This is a genomic window from Gordoniibacillus kamchatkensis, assembly GCF_000829455.1.
GTDB classification, from domain to species: domain Bacteria; phylum Bacillota; class Bacilli; order Paenibacillales; family NBRC-103111; genus Gordoniibacillus; species Gordoniibacillus kamchatkensis.
In genome coordinates, this window is record NZ_JXAK01000001.1 from 121,561 (window position 1) to 141,293 (window position 19,733).

At 56.6% G+C, this 19,733-nt stretch carries 19 protein-coding genes and 1 pseudogene; 2 read left to right on the forward strand and 18 right to left on the reverse strand.

The window, feature by feature from the left end; translation table 11 throughout:
* Positions 1-37 precede the first annotated feature (37 nt).
* The 11 genes and pseudogenes from SD70_RS00560 to SD70_RS00605 form a co-directional block, all read right to left on the reverse strand.
* Positions 38-985 (reverse strand): aminopeptidase, encoded by a 948-nt coding sequence (locus SD70_RS00560; protein ID WP_041044760.1) that lies wholly within the window; start codon positions 983-985, stop codon positions 38-40.
* 212 nt (positions 986-1,197) lie between these two features.
* Positions 1,198-1,869, reverse strand: a complete 672-nt coding sequence (locus tag SD70_RS00565) for an AroM family protein (protein ID WP_231570966.1) — start codon at positions 1,867-1,869, stop codon at positions 1,198-1,200.
* 44 nt (positions 1,870-1,913) lie between these two features.
* Positions 1,914-2,860, reverse strand: a pseudogene (locus tag SD70_RS00570) (DUF1177 domain-containing protein).
* Positions 2,861-2,885: 25 nt separating this feature from the next.
* The gene (locus SD70_RS00575) at positions 2,886-3,920 is read right to left on the reverse strand and encodes a DUF917 domain-containing protein (RefSeq protein WP_041044868.1); all 1,035 of its coding nucleotides are present in this window, start codon (positions 3,918-3,920) and stop codon (positions 2,886-2,888) included.
* Positions 3,921-3,958: 38 nt separating this feature from the next.
* Positions 3,959-5,569 carry an OPT/YSL family transporter gene (locus tag SD70_RS00580; protein ID WP_041044869.1) on the reverse strand — a complete coding sequence of 537 codons (1,611 nt, stop codon included), beginning with the start codon at positions 5,567-5,569 and terminating at the stop codon, positions 3,959-3,961.
* An 80-nt stretch (positions 5,570-5,649) separates the two neighbouring features.
* Positions 5,650-6,411, reverse strand: coding sequence for an IclR family transcriptional regulator (locus tag SD70_RS00585; protein ID WP_041044761.1), 762 nt, complete (start codon positions 6,409-6,411; stop codon positions 5,650-5,652).
* A gap of 112 nt (positions 6,412-6,523) precedes the next feature.
* Entirely contained in the window at positions 6,524-7,183 is a 660-nt protein-coding gene (locus SD70_RS00590) for an aspartate/glutamate racemase family protein (RefSeq protein WP_041044762.1), read from the reverse strand.
* Positions 7,184-7,326: 143 nt separating this feature from the next.
* On the reverse strand, positions 7,327-8,871 hold the full coding sequence (locus SD70_RS00595; protein WP_041044763.1) for a PucR family transcriptional regulator: 1,545 nt from the start codon (positions 8,869-8,871) through the stop codon (positions 7,327-7,329).
* A 220-nt stretch (positions 8,872-9,091) separates the two neighbouring features.
* Positions 9,092-9,178: a putative holin-like toxin gene (locus SD70_RS40105; protein ID WP_394297927.1), complete on the reverse strand. Its 87-nt coding sequence runs from the start codon at positions 9,176-9,178 to the stop codon at positions 9,092-9,094.
* 74 nt (positions 9,179-9,252) lie between these two features.
* Entirely contained in the window at positions 9,253-9,849 is a 597-nt protein-coding gene (locus tag SD70_RS00600) for an MFS transporter (RefSeq protein ID WP_231570967.1), read from the reverse strand.
* 4 nt (positions 9,850-9,853) lie between these two features.
* Entirely contained in the window at positions 9,854-11,287 is a 1,434-nt protein-coding gene (locus SD70_RS00605) for an FAD-binding oxidoreductase (RefSeq protein ID WP_041044764.1), read from the reverse strand.
* A 438-nt stretch (positions 11,288-11,725) separates the two neighbouring features.
* On the opposite strand from SD70_RS00605, the gene SD70_RS00610 reads away from it, so the two are divergent.
* Positions 11,726-12,361: an FMN-dependent NADH-azoreductase gene (locus SD70_RS00610; RefSeq protein ID WP_041044765.1), complete on the forward strand. Its 636-nt coding sequence runs from the start codon at positions 11,726-11,728 to the stop codon at positions 12,359-12,361.
* A gap of 97 nt (positions 12,362-12,458) precedes the next feature.
* Complete coding sequence (locus SD70_RS35630; protein WP_156157820.1) at positions 12,459-12,620, forward strand: hypothetical protein; 162 nt, start codon at positions 12,459-12,461, stop codon at positions 12,618-12,620.
* Positions 12,621-12,715: 95 nt separating this feature from the next.
* Here the strand turns inward: SD70_RS35630 and SD70_RS00615 are convergent, their stop codons facing one another.
* The 7 genes from SD70_RS00615 to SD70_RS00640 all read right to left on the reverse strand — a co-directional run bounded on the left by SD70_RS00615 (position 12,716) and on the right by SD70_RS00640 (position 19,707).
* Positions 12,716-13,108: a VOC family protein gene (locus SD70_RS00615; RefSeq protein WP_041044766.1), complete on the reverse strand. Its 393-nt coding sequence runs from the start codon at positions 13,106-13,108 to the stop codon at positions 12,716-12,718.
* 24 nt (positions 13,109-13,132) lie between these two features.
* The gene (locus SD70_RS00620) at positions 13,133-13,636 is read right to left on the reverse strand and encodes a DinB family protein (RefSeq protein WP_041044871.1); all 504 of its coding nucleotides are present in this window, start codon (positions 13,634-13,636) and stop codon (positions 13,133-13,135) included.
* A 174-nt stretch (positions 13,637-13,810) separates the two neighbouring features.
* Positions 13,811-14,716: a ribokinase gene (gene rbsK / locus SD70_RS00625; protein ID WP_041044767.1), complete on the reverse strand. Its 906-nt coding sequence runs from the start codon at positions 14,714-14,716 to the stop codon at positions 13,811-13,813.
* 26 nt (positions 14,717-14,742) lie between these two features.
* Entirely contained in the window at positions 14,743-16,848 is a 2,106-nt protein-coding gene (locus SD70_RS00630; protein ID WP_041044768.1) for an ADP-ribosylglycohydrolase family protein, read from the reverse strand.
* 14 nt (positions 16,849-16,862) lie between these two features.
* Positions 16,863-17,585: an ADP-ribosylglycohydrolase family protein gene (locus tag SD70_RS39615; RefSeq protein ID WP_331436701.1), complete on the reverse strand. Its 723-nt coding sequence runs from the start codon at positions 17,583-17,585 to the stop codon at positions 16,863-16,865.
* Positions 17,474-18,022, reverse strand: coding sequence for an ADP-ribosylglycohydrolase family protein (locus SD70_RS39620; RefSeq protein ID WP_331436702.1), 549 nt, complete (start codon positions 18,020-18,022; stop codon positions 17,474-17,476). The genes SD70_RS39615 and SD70_RS39620 overlap by 112 nt, the downstream gene beginning before the upstream one ends.
* A 197-nt stretch (positions 18,023-18,219) precedes the next feature.
* Positions 18,220-19,707 (reverse strand): extracellular solute-binding protein, encoded by a 1,488-nt coding sequence (locus tag SD70_RS00640; protein ID WP_041044769.1) that lies wholly within the window; start codon positions 19,705-19,707, stop codon positions 18,220-18,222.
* Positions 19,708-19,733: the final 26 nt, after the last annotated feature.

Consider the following 19,733-nt stretch of genomic DNA (forward strand, 5'->3'; position numbering starts at 1 on the left):
GCTCGAACCGCCCAGCCGCTCCGAACAAGCCTCCGGCTCAAATTTCCAGCTTCCCGCCATCCATAATTTTCCTGCCGTCGATGTACACGTCCGGACTTGTCACCACACCGTCGATATGGACGCCGGCTGCCACCGTGCCGCCGAACGTATTGTTGCTGCCGAAGGCGACGTGGATCGTGCCGTACACTTTCTCATCCTCGAGAACGACGCCGGTAATTCTCGCTTTATCGTTCGTGCCGATGCCGAACTCCCCGAGCAGCCGTCCGTCGCCTTCGCCGAGCGCATTCAGCAGCCAATCCGCCGCCTCGCCTTCGGCTTGGACAATCCGTCCTTGCTCCACAGTCAGCAAGAGCGGCGAGCTTACTTTTCCGTAGTTGGCCAGCGAGCCGTCGATCAGAATTCGGCCTTCCGCCGATCCTTCCAGCGGCGCGATGTACCCTTCCCCGGACGGCAGGTTGCCGGATTCCCCCGGATTCAGGTATACCCCGGTGCTCGGTACGCCGCGTCTGCCGTCGATCGAGAACGTCAGGGCGTGCCCGCCTTTCTCGATGCGGACTTGCTTGCCTTGCGTCAGCATGCCGGTTACTTTCTCGGTCAGCTCCTTGACCCGGGAATAATCGGCGGCGATTGCGCCTTCCAGAAACATGTCCTCCGTTATGCCCGGCATGGTGGCCAAGCGGGCGCCTGCGGCGGCCGCCGTTTTGCGCGCCTGCGTATGGGTCAGCGAATGTTCGGTGATGCACAGCACGACCTGCGAAGCGGCCATCGCCGCGGCGATCGGTGCAGGCGGCTCCTGGCCGGAGCGCTCCCTCTCCTTCATCACGGCAAGCATCGCTTCCGCTCCAATGCTTTGGCCGGCCGCGTACACCGACTCGGCCAGCTCCTTCTTGGCGTCGTCGGCGACGATGAGGAACGTTTCGCCGGCCTTCAGGCCGAGACAGTTTTGCAATACGTTTTTACTGATTTCGACGAGCTGCCGGTTCATCTGCTTCACCTATCCTATCGAATTCGGAAGTTCCGGTTGCCCGAGAAAGGCGGGGCGGAGGATGGAAATGTGGGTCGGAGAGCGCCTTTGAACTCGTGTTCCAACCTTACATTCCAATTCATTGGACACGAGTTCAATGAAGCCGGAGACCCACATTTCCAATCCGGCAGCGCAGCCATACTTTCCCGGGCAACCTGGAAGTACCGCTTCTATTAAATCATTTCGGACACCAGTTTGGCCATAAGCGCGTTGGAGAGGATGACCGGCTTGCCGCTGATCCTGCGCACAAGCTCGCGCGCCTCCTCCGTATAGCCCATGCAGTCCAGCAAAATCAAGTCGGCCTTGTCCTTCAATTCGTTCGCCGCTCGATGAAAATTATCTTCGTCGTTCTTATACGGCGACGCAACCCCGAACACCGGATTCATGCCGAGCGGGGAGTATTTCGGCTTCAAATTGTCCGTCTGCTCCGGAAGCGGCACCATGACGCCGAGGCGGCGTCCGCCCGCCATTGCCTTGACCGCAGGCGGAATGATCAAATCCGGCTCGATCAGATGGGCCGTATTCGTCTTCAGCCCCGGAAACACGCCCGTGCACAGAAGCAAAATATGGCGAATTCCCGCGTCCTCCAGCTCATGGATTTTTGTCTGCAGGATCGGCTGAATTTTCTCGCGCGAAAATACGGCCGATTCGCCTGTCGTAAGGCGCGACGTCAGGACATAATCCCCGGGCTCGGGGGCCAGATTCGCCGCAATGTATGCCTTGGTAAGTCCATCCAGCACGCCGGCTTGAACCAGTTCGGCGCGGCCCTCCAAATATCGCTCGATGATCGGTGCCACATCCGTTCGGGGCGCCTGGCCAATCGTAATCATACCCAAACGTTCCACTCCGCATTCCTCCAGTCGGAACCGGGATGAAAAACTCCCGGCGCTTAAGCGCGCGGGGAGTTTTCGCCGCCGGTCTGCAAAATTTTCATGGAGCCGTACAGCTTGACCATGCGTTCGAATTCGTCCTTATCGTAAAAATGGGCGGTGCCGCCGGTAAATTCCTTCGCCACTTCTATGGAGAAACGAACGGCGGAAGCGATGTCGATCTCGTGGCTGGCGCCCGTTCCGCAGCCCGGCACGGCCGATTGAGCGGTAACGGCGACGCCGACGACAGGAGCGTCGGTAGCTACGCACGGCTGCAAAATGGAGTTGATATGATACAAGTCGTTGCCGTACGGCGTAATGTCCTGCATCGTGATCGGGAATGTGACGGCCAGCCGGCCTGTCGCCATTTCCATAATGCGCACCAGATCCTCGCTGACGCGAAGGATGTAGCCTTCCTTCACGGTCGGCGAGATGGCAATGCCTTTCTGGTTGATGATGCGGTTGCCTTTTGTCGTGTCATGGACAGAATCGCTTCCATCTCCGGCGTCACTTCATGATTGTTCATCGTCAAAATATCGACCGGCGAATCCATGAAGTCCACCGGTTCGTGCGGGCGGGTCGGCGCATCCGGGCAAATGTGCGTGCTGACGATGACGTCTCCTTTCAAGACGTCGCCCTTCGTCTGCATGTCCGCCAGCTTGAGCGCCGCGGCAACGGCGGCTACCGCGCCGTCGGCGTCGGATACGATGCCGATTCGGCTCGGGCGGGCGCCGATGCCGCCGAGACGGCCGATGATGCCGAGAGTCGGGGCGCTGCCGCCCTTGCTCTTGCCTTCCGTTCCGTGAATGACGATTTTGACGAAGTCGGTGCTGCCTTTTTCTCCTGTCACTTTGTTTACGGTAATGGATACGTTCGGATAAGCGGCGAACAGCTCCATGATTTTTTCCCCGTTAACGTAGGCGCTGTCCATCGCTTCCAGCACGGTCATGGTTTGTTTCAGTGTCATTTCTCTCTGCCTCCATCCCAATTTGTTAAGCCATATACGGTATAACCGGTTTATTGATGACGTCCTCGACCGGCTTCATCAGCTTCTCGTTGTACATCGTGGTGCTAAGCAGCAGGTTGCGCTTCGGAACCGCGATGACGGCCACTTGCTGGCCCTTTTCCATGGCGGCTGTGACGATCGGCCTGGCCGTCTTCGCGTCCAGCGTCATGATCAGGTCCGGGAACGTGGCCAGCCTTTCGCCGTCCTTTTCCAGCGTCATGTATTCGTTCCAGAACGTCATTTCCACCTTGCCGTCGATCCGGACGATGCCTGCGTCGAAGCCGCCGCTTGTCTCCAGCGTGAAGTCCGTGACGGTGCCGGCGGTGACGACTTTGCCGCCGAGCTTGGCGATGGCGGCGTCGATCGCCGCTTCGCCTTTGTGCGAAAGCAGCGCCTCGCCGACGGCGATAGCTTGCGAGATCGCGCCCGGCGCGCCGTTTTGCCTGGCGTAGTCGGCCGTTACGGGGTTGCGTGCTACCGCGACGAGCCCGCCCGCTTCCACGGACGCTTTACGGATCATGGACGCTGCCCGCTCCAGCGGCCCGGATATGCTCATCTCGACATAATTCGCTTCATTACCGCCGACCGCGGCTTGATGGGACACGTACCCTTCCACCTCGGACAGGTTCATCGAGCCCATGGCGCCGGTCGGATGGGCCCGTCCGTTGCAGGCGAAGTCCGCCAGCGGAATGCCGGTGATGGCCGACTGGAACCAGCCGTTGACGGTAGTGCCCGCTCCGTTCTCGTTCGTATGCAGCCCCCGGATCGGCCTCCCGATTTTTTGCGAGAGCAGGTCCAGCGCTTTGGCGTAATGGACCGGCATGACGAACCGGTCTTTGGCCGCCGGTGCGCCCACCATGGATACGGTGACGAGCAGGTCGCTAGCTGCGAACTTATCGAACGGAGTCAGCTCGAGCTGCCCGATCTCCAAAGCGAGGCGCGCTATTTTCAAGCCGTCCTCGATCCAGCCGCCGCCCCCTCCGCCCAGCACCGCGCCGCCGTAAACCGCGTATTCCGCCATTTGGGCGTCTATCTTGATGTTAACCACCAGGGGTCGCCTCACTTTCTGAATTTAAATACCGAGTTGAAGAAGCTGTAGAGCGCGTCTCCCGCGATAAAACCGGCCGCCATGATGCTCATCGGGCCTTCGGCTTCCTTTTTCCAAATGCGCGTAACGACAATTCGGATCGCGATGCCGGCAAGCACTGCCCAGCAGGCGCTCGGCGTCAAAATCAGGAGGCCGGTGGCGAACAATACGCCGAGCTGGCGGCTCGGTCCGCCGATCAGCTGGACGAGAGCCCCCGGAATGGCCCACAGCAGCAGCTGCTTGGCGATTTCCGGCGAAGCGCCGGCTTTGATCGTCGAAACGTACACCTTATCGATCGGCGGAACCAGGTTTTGCGCGAAATACGTTTTATAGGTGACGATAACCGTCAGCAAAGCTACGCCGAAAGCGATCATCCCCGTAATGTACTGCTGCTTTCTGCCGGCGAGCTCGTATTCGCGGTTCGCCCCGTTGCCGCGCAAAATATGGCCCGTTTTCAGGTCATAGCCCATGTCGGCAAAAGCGGGACCGGTCGAAGCGCTGAAACCGGCCAGCAAAGCGAGGGCTACCGGCGGGAAGCCGATCAACATGCCGAACAGCAGCGTGATGAAGGCGACGGCAAAAGCCGGGAACCAGCCGGAGTGCATCGCCGCAATGCCGACGATCAGCTCGTGCACGAAAGCCGCGAATGCCGCGAAGAGGAGGAAGCCGATCAGCATGCCGAGCGACATTTTCGTCAGCAGGCCGCCGCCAAGAGCAATGATGAGCGCGACGATCAGGTAAGCGACAAAGCCGAACCCCAGCGCGCGCTTCGCTTCGTTGATCGGCCGCGTCAGCGCGGCTTCCCCGGATGCGGCTGCCGTTTCGAGAGCCGCCTCGTTACCCACCGGTTGCTTCTTCTGTTTCTTGAAGATCAGGAGCGACACCTGAATGAGAGCGACGATACCGGCGCCGATCATGATGCCGTGCGCGATATACAATTTATTGACGTCGACATTGAACCATGGAATGGAATATTGGCGGATCATCAGGCCGATGCCGAACATGGTCAGCGCCCAAATGTTGCCGATGAACGCGACGCCGAACGCCGACATCGAAATGTGGAACCAGGAGCCGATGAGGCCTATGGCCGTGCCGAGACCGAGCAGCCCGGCGCGCTTGCCGCCTTTGTCGCCAGCAAGAATCGATTCGGCCGTCGCGACGCCCGGAGCCCATGTGCCGGATGCCGGGAACAGCTTGGAGTCGAAAATTTTATACAAAATGCCGGCGTCCACGAACATCGCCAGCGCGGAGCCGATCAGCATCGGCACGATCAAATCGGGCGTCCCCATCGCAAAAGGGATGCCGATCGGAATGAGCAGGCTGTTCGCCGCGCCGAAGGTGGCGGAAGAGATCGAGGTTTGCACCAGATTTTGGCGGTGGATCGATTTGTACTTGTTGAAAATGGTAATCGGGATGCGCGCGATCAGCATCGCCACGAGCGCCCCGATAATCGCCGTATTCGGCGTGACGCCGAGCGTGGTAACGATCTGCATGCCGATGATGGCGCCGAGCACGCCCGTAACGACGTTCAGAATGAGAGCGAACGGCTCAAAAATACTCGGGTGCTTCTTGTCTTTGTCCACCTGCTCCGCTTGCACAACTTGCTCTGCTTGTCGATTGTCCACAAACACTCCTCCGTTTCATTTTTACGATCTGCGCCCGGTCAGGCGAAAAACAAAAGATGCTGCAAAACTTGCTGAACTTCGTCCCTCGCACTTCTGAGCAATTGGAGCGTATGCGCCACGTTCTCCTGCGGCATCCGGTATTCCGGTCCGGCCACAGTGAGCGAAGCGGTCACTTCGCTATTGCGGTTGAATAGAGGAACCGCAATGCCGAACACCGAATCGGAATAATCGCCCAAGGAATACGCCCATCCCTCCTGTCTGATGTTTTGCAGTCCCGCCAGGAGCTTGTCTTTGCCGGGGAAAGATTTTGGCGGTTTGCCCGCCTTCAGCCCTTCTGCAATAATGCGCTCCTGCTCCCCTTGCGTTAGATAAGCCATAATGATTTTATTGGATGCCCCGGCATAAAGCGGGGTCCTACTCCCGACAGCAAGAGCGTACTTGAGCAATTGCGAGCTTTCGTAAATATCGAGGCAAACTCCCTCGCGCCCGTCCAGCCAAGTGAGGAATACCGATTCCCCCGTCGCTTCGGAAAGCCGCTTCATAATCGGGCGAATCCGCTCGGCCAGTCCGAGCCGGTCGCCCGCCATGGCGCCGAATTCGATAAACCGCAAGCCCAGCCCGTATTTGCGGGTTTCTTTGTCCTGCTCCAGAAACCCGTGCTTATGATAAGTGGCCAAAATGCGGTATACGATGGAATGGCTCATCTCCATCTCTGAGGCGAGCTCGCGGACGCCCCATGAAGGATGCTCGCGCGTAAACTTATTCAATACGGCCAGCGACTGGTCCAATGTTTTCAGCACGTTCCCAACCCCCGTACCCGTATGCGAACCAGCGGTTCTCTAATTGCCGAAAAAAAGCGCCTGCTGCCGGCCCTAGCTTCGCTTCGGCCCAGCCGGCTTATCGCAGGCGAATTTAAACAGCCGACCGCTCGTTGCTTAATTGTCTGTACAAGGCGGATGCGAACAGTCCTTCCGCTTCGACCGCATCAATCACGATCACGCCCAGTTCTTTTCTTAAAACATCGGCCAGTCCGATCGTGGAGAAGCCCGTGCAAGCGAAAACGATAACTTCCGTTCCTTGCTCCATCAGTTTGCGCGCCGCCTCGGTTGCCTTCTCGCGTCCGGCCGGAGTCATCAGGTCGGTCGTGTTCGTGACTCCTTCCGGACGGATGGAGTTCACCAGAAGGTCGCCCAGCAAGTTTTTCATAACAGCCGGCACCTCGTCGGTGATGCCCATCACCCCGACCTTTTTGCCGATGGAAAGCGCCATATGCGAAGCCGCGCTGCCGGCGCCGACGACGGGAATGGACACATTGTCGCGAAGCTGCTTGATTGCCGGGTCCGCGGCGCAGCTAATGACGAGCAGCTTGCAGCCTTCGGCTTCCAGGCTCCGGCCAAGCGCCACGATTTTCGGAGCGGCTGCCTGCTCCGTCTCGTCGTTAAAGATGCCGAGCGGCTGGTCCGGAATGCACCTGCTCATGACGGGCACCCCGTAGCGATTGGCAATGATGTTGCCATGCTGTTCCAGCACTTCGGTGTTCGTCGTGGTCAACACGCGTATTACACCTATCATGGCTATTCATCCCTTTCCTGTTGCGTGGACTGGGTGGATCAAGTGATATTCAAATTGTATTCGGTTTCAAATGTGACAACAATGTGTCGAAACGCCAAAACAAACAAAGACCTATTGTGCTGAGTGCACAAATAGGTCTTTGTTCAATCCGCTTTTTTCAGAAGATAAAAAGCTGCGCACAGATAGTAGACGAACCGGTTCAGCGCGTTGTCCAGATCGATATCGCAAATCTCCTTGATCCGGTCGATCCTGTATTTTACCGAGTTGCGATGGACATACATCCGGTTAGCGGTTTCAATCAGGCTGCCGCCGGTCGCCAGATAATAATATAACGTGGTGACGAGGTCCGTTCCGTTTTCTTTGTCATATAGTGACAACTTGCCTAATTTCTTCTCGATCAGCGGCTCGAAATTGACGTGCTCGGAAGATTCGATAAGCAGCTGGAACATTTCCACTTCTTCGAAGGTGAACATGTGCCTGTTTTTATCAAGACGCGACCCGAGCGCGATCGCTTTCCTGGCTTCGATATAGCTGCGGTTGACTTCCCACAATGGACGCTTGCCGCCGAAACCGCTGCGTACCTTGCCGCCCTGCGCAAGTGACGGGCCTATAATTTCGCTCCACTCCCCGGCTTGTTCCCTGCCGGGAGCAGTCTTCTTTGCGAGGCCGCTTCTGCCCGAAGCGAGCAGCAGTACGAGCCTGTCCGCCTGCTTTTGGATATGGAAGCGCACTTTCCGGTTTGCCGATTCCCGCTGGACGAGCTCGCTCACTTGCGCGAACAAAGCCGCTGTTTCATCCAGCACGGCGGCGTCCCCTTCGATCATGCACACCTCCCACAGCCACTCCGGCTGCAGCCCGAGCTGCCGGCCTTTGTTTTCCACTTCCTGGCGGGACAGCGGCAGCCCCATCAGCAGCTCTTCAACAAAATTTCCTCTTAGCCGCTGTTCCGTATCATGCGCAATTTTCCTGCGCATAAGCTCCAGCGAAAATACGAGGCGAGCCTGCTCGATGCAGACAAGTTCCAGCTCGTCAAGATGCTCCTTGCCCACGACCAGCCGGCCGACGAACTGCTTATCCACCACGACGTCCCATTGCCGGCTTTTCGGCGAGGGCTCGTAGGGAGCCGTTGTAGGTGAGGATACAAGCAGCTCGCCGTTGTTGCCCACGATCCAGATCGGACATTTGACAAGCTCGGCTACATTATCCGCCACAACCTGGATGCCGCTGTTGTTCAGCACCAGGTTGGTCAGCGTTTTGTAAACCTCTTCAGACCTGCGGAGCAGGGCGGCCTGCTTGTCCAAAATTTGCTCCATCACCGTGTAAGTGATGTCGATATACGGAATCCCGTTCGGGATCTGAATAATCGGCAAATTGTACCGGTTGCCGAGATCGAGCGCTTCCTGCGGAATGCCGGTCATGAACCGCTCCGGCTTGATGCCAAGCGCCGCCGCCCCCGCTTGCGCCAGCTGTTCAACCAGGTTTAGCAGCAGCGCGGGATCGTGGCGAATGGAGTAGCCGGTAGTCAGGATAAGCTCGCCTTCGCGCAGCCAGCCCGTCACATCCGGCACTTCCATAATATCGATGTAGCGGACGATGCGGTCCAGCCCTTTTTCGCCGCTGATCAGCTTCGAGTCCCGCAATATAGGCAGCTTCAGCAAGTCCTTGACAGTAAGCCCTTTGAATTTCATGTTCTTCACCTGTTTCGGGCATAGTGTTTGCGCTTGACCTTATTGTAGCATAAAGCCGCAAGATTGCTGGGTGCCGATACTTGCACGTTTGGATTTGCAGTGATATGCTTAATCTACAAAGAGACGGTGCGCCAACACCGTCCCCAGTATACAGGCTTGGGAGGCACTCTCCTAAGATCGGTGAAGAGTAACCCGCCTTGGCGTCCAACCAGAGGGCGGGTTACTTCCGTTTATTCGTGAACGTCAGAAGCGCCAGCAGGAAATTGCCAAACGCAAAGAGTACGACGAACATTTGGAAAGTATCCATAGGCGCCACCTCCTTTCGAGGAGAGCGCCTCGCCCCAAGTTGAGCTGTATACAAATCTATTATACCAATTTCTGCTAGAGCTGCCTATGCGCAGCTCTTTGACTTTCCGCCGCCGCGGCGCGTCCCGCGCCATGGCGCCCATACCGCCAAACAGCCCAGGCGCTAAGCGCGTACAGCAGCGCGCTTGCATAAAACAGCGCATCGATCGTCAGCCAATCGATCAGAAATCCGCCGAGGATGACGGCGAAGCCGGAGGCGGCCGACGTCCAAAAATGGAACGAGCCGATGACAACGCCGCGGCTGCCATGCTGCGTATGGTCGGCAATAAGCAGCCGCTCGCTCATTTTTTGCATGGCGTTGCAGATGCCCATCACGAGCTGCAGGACGAGCACCAGCCCGTACGACATCACCCACGGGAACGCCAGCATGACCGCCGCCATCCCGAGCGAGCTCGCGGCCAGCATGCGTACGCCGTGGCGGTCGAGCCGCGGCGCGAGCCATTGCGATACGGCCGCCGAGCTGACCGTGAAGACGGCAAACGCCAGCCCGTACTTGGAATAGCTGTTGCCGGCGTTTTTCAAAAACAGCAAGTAGTAAGGATAAATCATGCCGGCGGCCAGCGTAACGATGCTTTGCGAGCGAATGAGCCATTGTGCGTTCAAGGCGTTCATAGTGCTACTCCCCTCTGTAATTCTCGTAAAAATAGTTCATAAACAGATGCTCAGGGTCGTACTCATCCTTCTTGTTGAAAAATACGCCATAGTTCGGATACATAGCCCGGAACTGATCGAGGCTCGCGTATGGCGCATAAGGCAAGTAGTACGTTCCGCGATGCTTCATAACGGCATCCAGGATGCGCTGAACGCTCTGCTTCATCTGCGTCTGCCCCTGCTCCGTGAGCGGCACGTTAAACAGGCACACGAGCGCAAACATATCTTCTCTCGCATACGATAGCTTGGCTTCCTCGTCCCGGTTCACGTAGCGCACGGTAATGTTCAATAGATTCATAGATTCACTGCGCAGCACGGCCTTAAAATCTTCCACGAAAGCGGATAGCTCGTCCGGCGGGATGAAATATTCCTGCAGCAGGTCGTTCTTCCCCGCCTCCCGATATTCCATAAACCCCGATTCGGAGCGCATGGCGTTGTTACGGCTGATCACGGTGCCTTGCTGCGTGCCGAAGAAACGTTTTTGCAAGTCCCAGAACACGTTTTTGCCCCAATCGAACGACCGGTTCAGATTAAACATCAGCTTGGTTGGAATGACCAACCGCTCGCCCTCGTTCAGCCGATCGTGCCCTCGCAACGGAATCGAGCGGTCCACCGTATAGTTGATGGCATACATGTCGGTCAAAAAGCTGTCCGGCGCCACCGAAATGCGGGCGAGATGGAGACGGATGTCCGGATTGGACTTGACCCGGTTTTGAAAATAGGCACTGTACTCGCCGACGCTCATCCGGTCACTCGTGATCCGGTACATTTCGTCATCCGCAAGCGTCAAGGTGACATCCAAAATGATGCCGAACAACCCGTAGCCGCCCAGTGCCAGCGGAAACAGATCGGCGTTCTCCGTGCGGCTCACTTGCTTGATTTGGCCGTCTGCGGTCAGCAGGCGGAACGACTCTACGCTTTTGATGAGCGATCCGTTTCGGATATCCCGGCCATGCGCGTTAATGCTGATGGAGCCGCCGACGGTAAAAATGTTTTGCGACTGCTTCGTTTTCACCGCAAGCCCATAAGGGTTAACGGCGTCCTGCACGTCTTTCCACGTCGCTCCGGCCTGCACGCGCACCGTTTTCCGTGCCGGATCGACGGCGAGGATGCGGTTGAAGGAAGTCATGTCGACGACGATGCCGTCCTTGTAGTACGTATGCCCGCCCTGGCTGTGGCGCTGGCCCGCGATGGACACAGTCAGCCCTTTCTGCCTTGCTTCCTGCACAATGGCAACTAATTGCCGCTCCTCCTGCCCCTTCACGACTCGCTCCACCTTCACCGGATGGAGCCGGCTATAGTCCGTAATCGCATACGGATCTTGATCGGGGACGTCGTTACGGACGTAAACGTACAAACTGAGCGCCGCAAGCAGCAGCAATGCGATGCTTTTTTTCATTGTCACCTCGGTATGTATACGTTGATGTGCCAATCCCGCCCGGTGCTGCAATGGGGATTGGGGGATTGGCCTACTCCCGATTGTAAGCGGTTCGGACATGGTTTGCCACAATCAATATGGAGCGGCTCTCGGGCTATTGGAAAACATACAATGTTTTTCTGCCTATAGCCCTCCATGGAGCATCGGCATTGGAAAGCGTCCAGTCAAATCGCCCTCTTACACTGCAAGGCTGCGTTCTAAACGCCATTCCGTTGGACAAAATCCAGTGGAAGCGACAATAGAACGCTCAACCAGGCAAAACACTGTACAAATTCCAATGCGGTTTCGCCGAAAAATGCCGTACCCGCAGGCATGCATATATATTCCTGAAAATGGAACTCTAATGGTTGGAATCCGGTCACTAACATGAAAAGCGATCAGAAAGGGAGTTCTCAGCCAATGGCAACCGTACTGTACGTTACCGCGCATCCTCACGACCATACGAACTCGTTCAGCATGGCTGTAGGGAAAAGCTTCATTGACGCCTACCGCGAGGCGAATCCGGGCGACGAAGTGGTTCATCTGGATTTGTACAACATGAACATTCCGCACATTGATGCCGACGTGTTCAGCGGCTGGGGCAAGCTGCGCTCGGGCACTGCGTTCGAGCAATTGTCCGCCGGGGAAAAAGCCAAAGTGGGCCGCCTGAACGAAATTGTGGACCAATACGTGGCAGCCGATAAATACGTCTATGTGTCCCCGATGTGGAACTTCTCGTTTCCGCCGCTGCTCAAAGCTTACATCGACGCGATCTGCGTCGCCGGCAAAACGTTCAAATATACGCCGGAAGGCCCGGTCGGCCTGCTCACGGACAAAAAAGCGGTGCACATTCAAGCGAGCGGCGGCATATATTCCGAAGGTCCGGCGGCCAGCTTCGAATCCGGATACAGCTACTTGCGGAAAATTATGATGTTCCACGGGGTGCCGTCGTTCGAAGGCATTTTTGTCGAAGGGATGGCGGCGATGCCGGATCAGGCCGAGTCCATTAAGGAAAAAGCAATCGCCAAAGCGGTGGAGCTGGCGAAGCGATTTTAATGCGGCGAGGGGCTATAATTTCGCAGCAAAACGTGATAATATAGGGGCAGAAAACGCTTTCATTGCATGAGGTTTAACAGCCAGGAGGGGTGCACCTATGTCAAACGCCGATTTCCCGACCTATTATGACGGCTCCGCTCACGCCGAGTTCGCCCGGGAACTAACCAACGGGCTTGAAGCCCGGCCTGCGGAAGAGCAAGACGCCGAGGAAGAATGGCGCCGCTACATCGGGGCCAATCCGTATACGCAGGAGCGGTAAGAAGAGCAGAGAACTGCAATTTCGCGGGAGGGCTTCGGCCCTCTTTTATTTTTTCAGTTCAACCATAAAGCATAGGGAGATAGATTTCATAATGGCTATGAAAGTTGCTGCGCAATCTCCCAGACATGTCCGGCCGGGTCGGAAAAGGTTATCGTACGAACTCCCCAAGGCCGGTTGATTGGACCGCTAAGAAGTACGAGGCCCTTTGCTTTCAGCTCGCTGCAAACTTCGTCTACGTCTTCGACGAAAATGGTGAATTGAAAACGGGAGCCCGATTCCAGGCTGGCAACTTTCCTTGGAGCGATCAATCCGTACGCCTCCGAAATTTTTAGAAGGTTTATGCTCATATTCCCGAAATTGAATACAGAGGAGTTTTCATCCTCATATACGGCACTCATTCCAAATATGTGTCGATAAAACTCCCTCGACCTTTGCAAATCCTCCACAAACAATGTAATTACATTTACATTCGTAGATCCTAAATTCATACTTACACCCCCTTTTCCAGATGCCTAGCACAAACCGATCCTTTGCTCCAACTCGGCTTTCTGACGCAGATGGTGGCGAAAATGCATATCGGCCATTTCGAACCACTCCTTTGCATTGAGCCACCCGAAACCTTCATGTTTGACTTTGTAATTGGGGTTTATCGCACTAATTTGCGCCTCCCATTGAGACATGCTTTTGAGCACAAGATCAAGTCCTTGCAAAAGGTCATCGACTGTCTGCTCATTGTTCGGATTGTTCGCTGGGCCGTCTGGCAGCTTGATTTTTATAGGCGGAAAGGAATGATTGATGAACATCTCTTTGCCCGCTTCCGTCTTACCCTCATGATTTTCTTCACTTGCCGACGCACATCGCCGCACTTGATCGAGGTAATCAAGCGCGGTCGCGATCATATGGTCATACATCTGGCCAATAGACCAAACACCTTTCTCAGATATATGCCGTAATTGCTCGGGCGAATAACGCTTTAATTCCGTCTTGTAATAATCAATTATTTCTGCATACTGCATGTTGTCTCCCCTCAATTTGTTATGAAATGCATTTTGGTTAAGCATATCATAGACGAGTTTTTGATATTTCTTATAATTTGCTATTCTTCGGAATTCGTAATTCTTTTCACTGAACGGACTTGAAAAAAGCAAGGGCGCCGCTTCGGACAGCCCTTGCTTTTTGACATTGTTCCCTTACAACCTCATAACATCGGCAATCTCCGCCTTGTAAGGAATCGCGTTCTGCGCCCCGAGCCGGGTGACGGAGATTGACGAGGCAAGCTGGGCGATGTCCACCGCTTCGTCGATCGTTTTGCCGGACGTGATCATCGCCGCCAGCGTGCCGGAGAACGTATCCCCCGCTGCGGTCGTATCGACGGCTTGCACTTTCCGCCCTTCCTTGTACACGTTCTCGCTGCCGTTAAAGTACACGAGTCCTTTCTCGCCAAGCGTGATGAGCGGATAGCGAATGCCCTTCGCCCGCAAAACGTCCAGCGCGGCAAAAGCGTCCTCGATCGTTTGCACATCCACGCCCGTGTACGTGCGGCACTCGATTTCGTTTGGAGTGAAATAGTCGACGCCGCGCAAAACTTCGTCATCGAGCGGGACGGCCGGCGCCGGGTTGAGGAAGACCGGCACCTTCCCTTTGAGCAGCCGGATAGCTTCGTACACGGACTCCAGCGGGATTTCCAGCTGCAGCATGACGGCCGCGGCCGAGAGCAGCTCGTGCTTGTAGCCGCGAATATAGTCCGGCGTCACTTTGTTGTTCGCGCCGCCGTCGAGAATGATGCAGTTGTTCCCCTCATACACGGTGATGGCGGCGACGCCCGTCGTGACGTTCGGCTCGACTGCCAGCAAGTCGGTGCGCACGCCGAATCCGGCAAGGCTGTTCAGCAGCGACTGGCCGAAAATGTCGTCGCCGACTTTGCCGAGCAGCCACGTATCGGCTCCCATTTTGGCGCAAGCTACCGCCTGATTGGCTCCTTTGCCGCCCGCGGACAGGAAAAATCCGCTGCCCGTTATCGTCTCGCCGATTTCCGGCATCCGGTTCGTCCGCATCACCATATCCATATTGGCGCTGCCTATCACAATAATTTTCATATGGCTCCTCGATTCACCGATAAATTCTATATCTCTGTCACGCGGATATCGCTAAAATACGTGCGTGCGGCGCCCAGCGTGCTTACGCCGTACATGCCGTAACCGAACGTGTCGTCCGTATGCCGCAGCACCTGCTCCCCGTCGATGCACAGCGTAATGGCGCTGCCCTGCACGGTGACCTGAACATCGTACTCCCGGTCGAACTGCCAATCGTAACGGCAGCCGGCCAGCTTCGTAAAGCCGAAGTTGTTGATGTAGAGCGACACTTGATTGTCGCCGTCCAGTCCGGCATGATAGCCGCGCATCGCGCCTTGCGCACGGACGGCCACCAGATGCGAGGAGCCGTTCTGCGGGTTCACCTTGACGGAAACGGAGTAATCGGAGGCGAAATAGTTGCCCGCATAAGCTTCGCTCGGCTCCGCGGTCATGAGGTACATCGCGCCGTTCTCGATGCTCCACGCGCCGTGATTGTGGGCGAACGGCGTGACGCAGCCGAAGCTCATCGCTTGCTTGCGGAAGTCGATGCTGTAGGACGCTTTGCCGAAAATGCGGAATTCGTCGATAAAGATGCGGCCGAGGCTTTTCGGCTTGCGCGTGGAATACGCCTCCAGCACGATCCCGACCTCGTCGATCAGCTCGCCTTCAGTGTCTGGAATTTGAAACTCGACGTCAAGCCATTCGCCGTTCACGAGCTTGACGTAGCCTTGCACGAGCTCTTTTTTGCTTTTGGCCAGCCGCACGTAAGGAGCGATGCCCATCGTTTCGTTGCCGCCCCACTGGTCGAGATAAATTTTCATCGACACCGTCTGGCCGGAGTACGCCTTCGGCGAGAAAACCGGCGAATACCGCTCGTCGCTGAAATCGTCGCGCGTGTAAAACGGCTTATAGTAAACTTTCGATTTTTCGCCGCGGTTCATGCGGTCGAACAGCACTTCCAGCGAGCCGGTGCCGCGGTATGCCCGCTCGGTCGAATGCTTCGCCCGGCAGTAGAACGGGTCGGAAATGCGAATGTTGTGCGTCGAGCCCGGCAGCTCGAAATCGAAATAGATGTCGCGCTCCGTGAAGCTGTCCAGCAGCTCTTGCGGGCATGACTGCTTCGCCAGGCGGTAGCCCAAAATCGCCAGCTCCTTGGCGTACGTCGGGATGTCGAGAATGTTCAAGTAGCCGGAAATGCCCGACATGACGATGGAATCGTTGATCGGCTCCCGGTATTTGCCCGCGATGCCTTCAAGGCCGCATGCGACGCCGAGCACGGTGCCGACGTTGCCCGCGTTGCAGTCCGTATCCCAGCCGCACATCGTGGCGATTTCAACGGTCCGGTTAAAATCGCCCTGGCCGTAAATCATCGCCAGCACGCAGACGCCCGCGTTCGGGATAATGTGGCAGACGCCTCTGTATTTGTCATAGCCCCAATCCCGCTCAAGCATATCGCGGCACGCCCGGAAATCGTCCGGATGCTGCGTATGGAACTCGAGCACCGCTCTCGCCACTTGCGCATAGAGGGAATCGTGCGGAATTTGGCCGAGGCCCGCCGCCAGAATGACGTTGATGTCGCTCGTTTCAAACGCCTTGGAGATGGCCGCGCAAAAAAATCTCGCTCCCAGCACGCCTTCGCCGTCATGCGACACCCGCGCCGCAGCCTCGCCGAAATCGGCGGCTTTCGACGGGTTGCACGGATTGACGAGACCCCACGTATCGATAAAAATTTGCCCGCCGATTTGCTCGGCGATAATTTTTCCGTTTTGCCGGATCGAACCGGAGTCAGGCGCGGGAATGCCGTTTTTCAAATTGATATAGGCCGTATGCTCGGTGCTGACGCCATAGCCGCCCCACCAAAACATGCCGATGCCTTCGCGGGAATAGTTCAGCCACGCGCGGGCTACGTCGTTCGGCGTAATGTCGCGGTCCGTCGCATCGTCGTACAGCGCCCGCAGGAAATAGTACGGTCCGTTCGCATCGTCGTCGGCGGCGAAATTTTTGAATTCCTTGACGTAGTCCGTAATGTCGCCGTACGTGCTTTTTATTCTTTCATAAGTCCAGATGGTCGGCTCGACCGGCGCACCCAGCCTTATGCCGATATTCATGCCCAAATAACCGGCATACACTTTCTCCAAATAGTTCGAAGGGATCACAAAGCGCACCGCCTTTACATAATCGAACGAATGTGCCGCTCACGTTGCCCGTGCAAGCCGATGTCTTGCCGAATGATGAAAGATGCCGCTTCGATGAACCGGCTGCACGCGGTTTCGATGTCTTGCTTGTTCACTTGCTCCAATACGGCGATTTCCGCCTCGGGAATCGCTTGAACGCCGTGCATCGCGCCGAGGATGGCGCCGATCATGACGCCGATCGAATCGGTGTCGCGGCCGGAGCTTACCCCGTCCTTGACCGCCTCGAGCATGTCGCCGTCGTGGATGACGATGTAGGCGAGCGCCATCGGCAGCTCCTCGATCGAAAACAGGCGGCTTGGCGTGTAATGATTGGACGGCATTCCCACTTTGTCGATGCTCCGGTTCACCTCGTCGCCCATCGGCGAATAGGCGGCTATCGTCCCATGCAGGCGACGGACGACTTCGTCCCGGTCCTGCTTGCTGCCTCTGAGCGTCAGCGCCGTCTCCACCATATCGTGAATGGCTCGCTTCGTCCCGTCTTTGGCATACCGCAGCGCCGTGTCCACGATATCCATGACGGTCGCGCCCGGCTCGAACGCTTTGGCGACGCAGCAAGCCATCACGCCCGCCGCTTCAAGACCGTAGCTCAGTTGATGGCCCGATGCGAACAAAATCGCCTCGTCATAAGCCGCTTTCGGGTTGCAAGCGTTGACGACGCCGACCGGTGCGATGTACATCGCCGCCCCGCAGTTGACCATGTTGCCGTAGCCCCCTTCGCGGGGCTCGCAATTCGCGAGCACGTGACGGGTAAAATATGCTTTTCGGGATAAAACAGCCGGTCCAAAATGAGCGCTTCTTTCCCGAATTCCGGAATATATCTCGGCCGAAAGGCGATTTCTTTCACAAATTCGCCCGCAAGGTCGTACGCGTCCAGGTGGCGGCGCTCCGTACAGTATACGTTCATCAGAGCGAGCGTCATGAGCGTATCGTCGGTGACGATGCCTTCGCCCCTCATTCTGCCGAGCCTGGCGGTTTCCGGCCAATCCGCCTTCCACCATTTCGTCAACGTCGTTTCGACGCGGCCGTATTTCTCCTTGATGTCGGCGTAGCGCATTTTCTCGACGACGGCGCCCATCGCGTCGCCGAACGCGGTGCCGTAGACAACGCCTTTCACTCGATCCGCGAATGAAATCATGTTCGTTTGATTCACCTCCGGCAAAAGAATAAGAATGTGGGGCTAGAGCGCCCCACACTAGGCTGATGCTTGCGAGAAATAGCGCTGTGCTGCGGATTCGGAATATGGGGCGAGCCCCATATTCCGATCCTCCGCGCCGCACTTTCTCGATAACTGGAGTGAGGGGCAAATAAGGCCTCAAACCTACTGCGACTTCGTTACTTCAGCGTCTTGTTGGCGTAGTCGGTAACGTCTTTGCCGCCGGCGGCGTTCCAATCTTGCACGAACTTGTCGAAATCGGCGGCCGTTTTCTTGCCGGTTACCATGTTGGCCGCAAATTCTTTGTAAACCGCGGTGGCGGCGTCCCACTTGGCAGCCAGATCGGCAGGAATGACGAAGGCGTTGTCCTTGCTCGACATCTTGTTGAACATATCCAGCGATTTTTGCGCCGGCTCCGACAAGTAAGGCGTCGACGGATCGAATTCTTTGTCCGGCTTGAAGTTGCCGGTCGATTCCACGAAGTGCGGATACCAGGCGGCGAATTTGTCCGTCAGCTTGATTTTGCCGTTTACGATTTGGTACTCGTCGCCCTCTACGCCTAGCTTATCCAGCATTTGGCCTTTCGGGCTGGCCAGGAATTCCAGCACGGCGAAGGCGAGGTCTTTGTTCTTCGACGTTTTGGAAATGGCGAAGCCGCGGCTTTCCTTGCTGACGTCGACCGGTGCGTAGCCTTGCGCTTTGCCCTTGGCCGGCGGCAGCGGCATAATTTTCGCGCCCGGTCCGTTCTGGCCCGTCGATTTCGTATTGTAGATGTCGATAACTTTACCCTGCGTGCCTGCGATAACGCCGGCTTGGCCGTCGTAGAACGCTTTTTCCTTCGTATCGAACTTCTTCGTCTGATATTCCGGGTCGAGCAGGCCTTCCTTGTACAGCTTGTTGTAGAACGTCAGCTTGTCTTTCTCGAACGGCGTCGTTCTGCCGAACGCGTACTTGCCGTCGGCGCCCTTGATCCAGGTCGATGTCAAGCCGAAAGCCTGGTCGAACGTGACGTCCAGCTCATCAAGCGTGCCTGCCGTCGTGTAGCCGAACTTGGCGCCGGCTTTTTCTTTCAGCTCTTTGAAGAAGGCGTAGTAGTTGTCGATCGTCGGATCGGCCAGCAGCGCTTTGCCGGCAGTCGTTTTGTCGAACAAGTCCTGACGGACGACCGGGATCTTGGTGTTGATCGGCGCCAGCCATACGAGGTACGGGTAATTCTTCATTCTTTCCTTGTTGTAGTCGGTCATGGATGCTTTGACGTACGTCGATTTATCGATGTAAGGCGTCAAGTCTTCGAGAATTTTTTGCGTAATGGCGAAGTTGTAGTCGCCGCCCTGGAAGTAGATCAGGTCCGGAATGTTGCCGCTTTGCAGCAAGAGGCCGAGCTTCTCGGAATACGTGCCGCTTTGGACGGGAACGATTTGCAGCTTGACGTTTTTGCCTTCCGCTTTCATCCCGTCTTCGATGCCTTTGATGAGTTTCTGGGCGTTCGCGTCGTCCGGCGGCAAATCTTTGTCTACGATCGTCAGCGTCACCGGTTTGTCGCTCGCCGCCGCCGGAGCTTGCTGCTGCCCCGCCGCGTCCACTGACGGCTTGCTGCCCCCGCCGGACGAGCACGCCGTGGCCGTTACCGTTAAGGCCGCAAGCAGTACGAAAAGCGTCTTTTTCATTCTGTTTTTCCTCCCTGTTTGTGTGT

Excerpts from the sequence above, each read along its gene's own strand:
- SD70_RS00560 (WP_041044760.1), bottom strand. The coding sequence starts at position 985 with ATGAACCGGCAGCTCGTCGAAATCAGTAAAAACGTATTGCAAAACTGT.
- SD70_RS40105 (WP_394297927.1), bottom strand. The coding sequence starts at position 9,178 with ATGGATACTTTCCAAATGTTCGTCGTACTCTTTGCGTTTGGCAATTTC.
- SD70_RS00610 (WP_041044765.1), top strand. The coding sequence starts at position 11,726 with ATGGCAACCGTACTGTACGTTACCGCGCATCCTCACGACCATACGAAC.
- SD70_RS39615 (WP_331436701.1), bottom strand. The coding sequence starts at position 17,585 with ATGGTCAACTGCGGGGCGGCGATGTACATCGCACCGGTCGGCGTCGTC.
- SD70_RS39620 (WP_331436702.1), bottom strand. The coding sequence starts at position 18,022 with ATGATTTCATTCGCGGATCGAGTGAAAGGCGTTGTCTACGGCACCGCG.
- SD70_RS00575 (WP_041044868.1), bottom strand. The coding sequence starts at position 3,920 with ATGGCGGAATACGCGGTTTACGGCGGCGCGGTGCTGGGCGGAGGGGGC.
- SD70_RS00640 (WP_041044769.1), bottom strand. The coding sequence starts at position 19,707 with ATGAAAAAGACGCTTTTCGTACTGCTTGCGGCCTTAACGGTAACGGCC.
- SD70_RS00595 (WP_041044763.1), bottom strand. The coding sequence starts at position 8,871 with ATGAAATTCAAAGGGCTTACTGTCAAGGACTTGCTGAAGCTGCCTATA.
- SD70_RS00600 (WP_231570967.1), bottom strand. The coding sequence starts at position 9,849 with ATGAACGCCTTGAACGCACAATGGCTCATTCGCTCGCAAAGCATCGTT.
- SD70_RS00620 (WP_041044871.1), bottom strand. The coding sequence starts at position 13,636 with ATGCAGTATGCAGAAATAATTGATTATTACAAGACGGAATTAAAGCGT.
- rbsK (WP_041044767.1), bottom strand. The coding sequence starts at position 14,716 with ATGAAAATTATTGTGATAGGCAGCGCCAATATGGATATGGTGATGCGG.
- SD70_RS00615 (WP_041044766.1), bottom strand. The coding sequence starts at position 13,108 with ATGAATTTAGGATCTACGAATGTAAATGTAATTACATTGTTTGTGGAG.
- SD70_RS35630 (WP_156157820.1), top strand. The coding sequence starts at position 12,459 with ATGTCAAACGCCGATTTCCCGACCTATTATGACGGCTCCGCTCACGCC.
- SD70_RS00590 (WP_041044762.1), bottom strand. The coding sequence starts at position 7,183 with ATGATAGGTGTAATACGCGTGTTGACCACGACGAACACCGAAGTGCTG.
- SD70_RS00605 (WP_041044764.1), bottom strand. The coding sequence starts at position 11,287 with ATGAAAAAAAGCATCGCATTGCTGCTGCTTGCGGCGCTCAGTTTGTAC.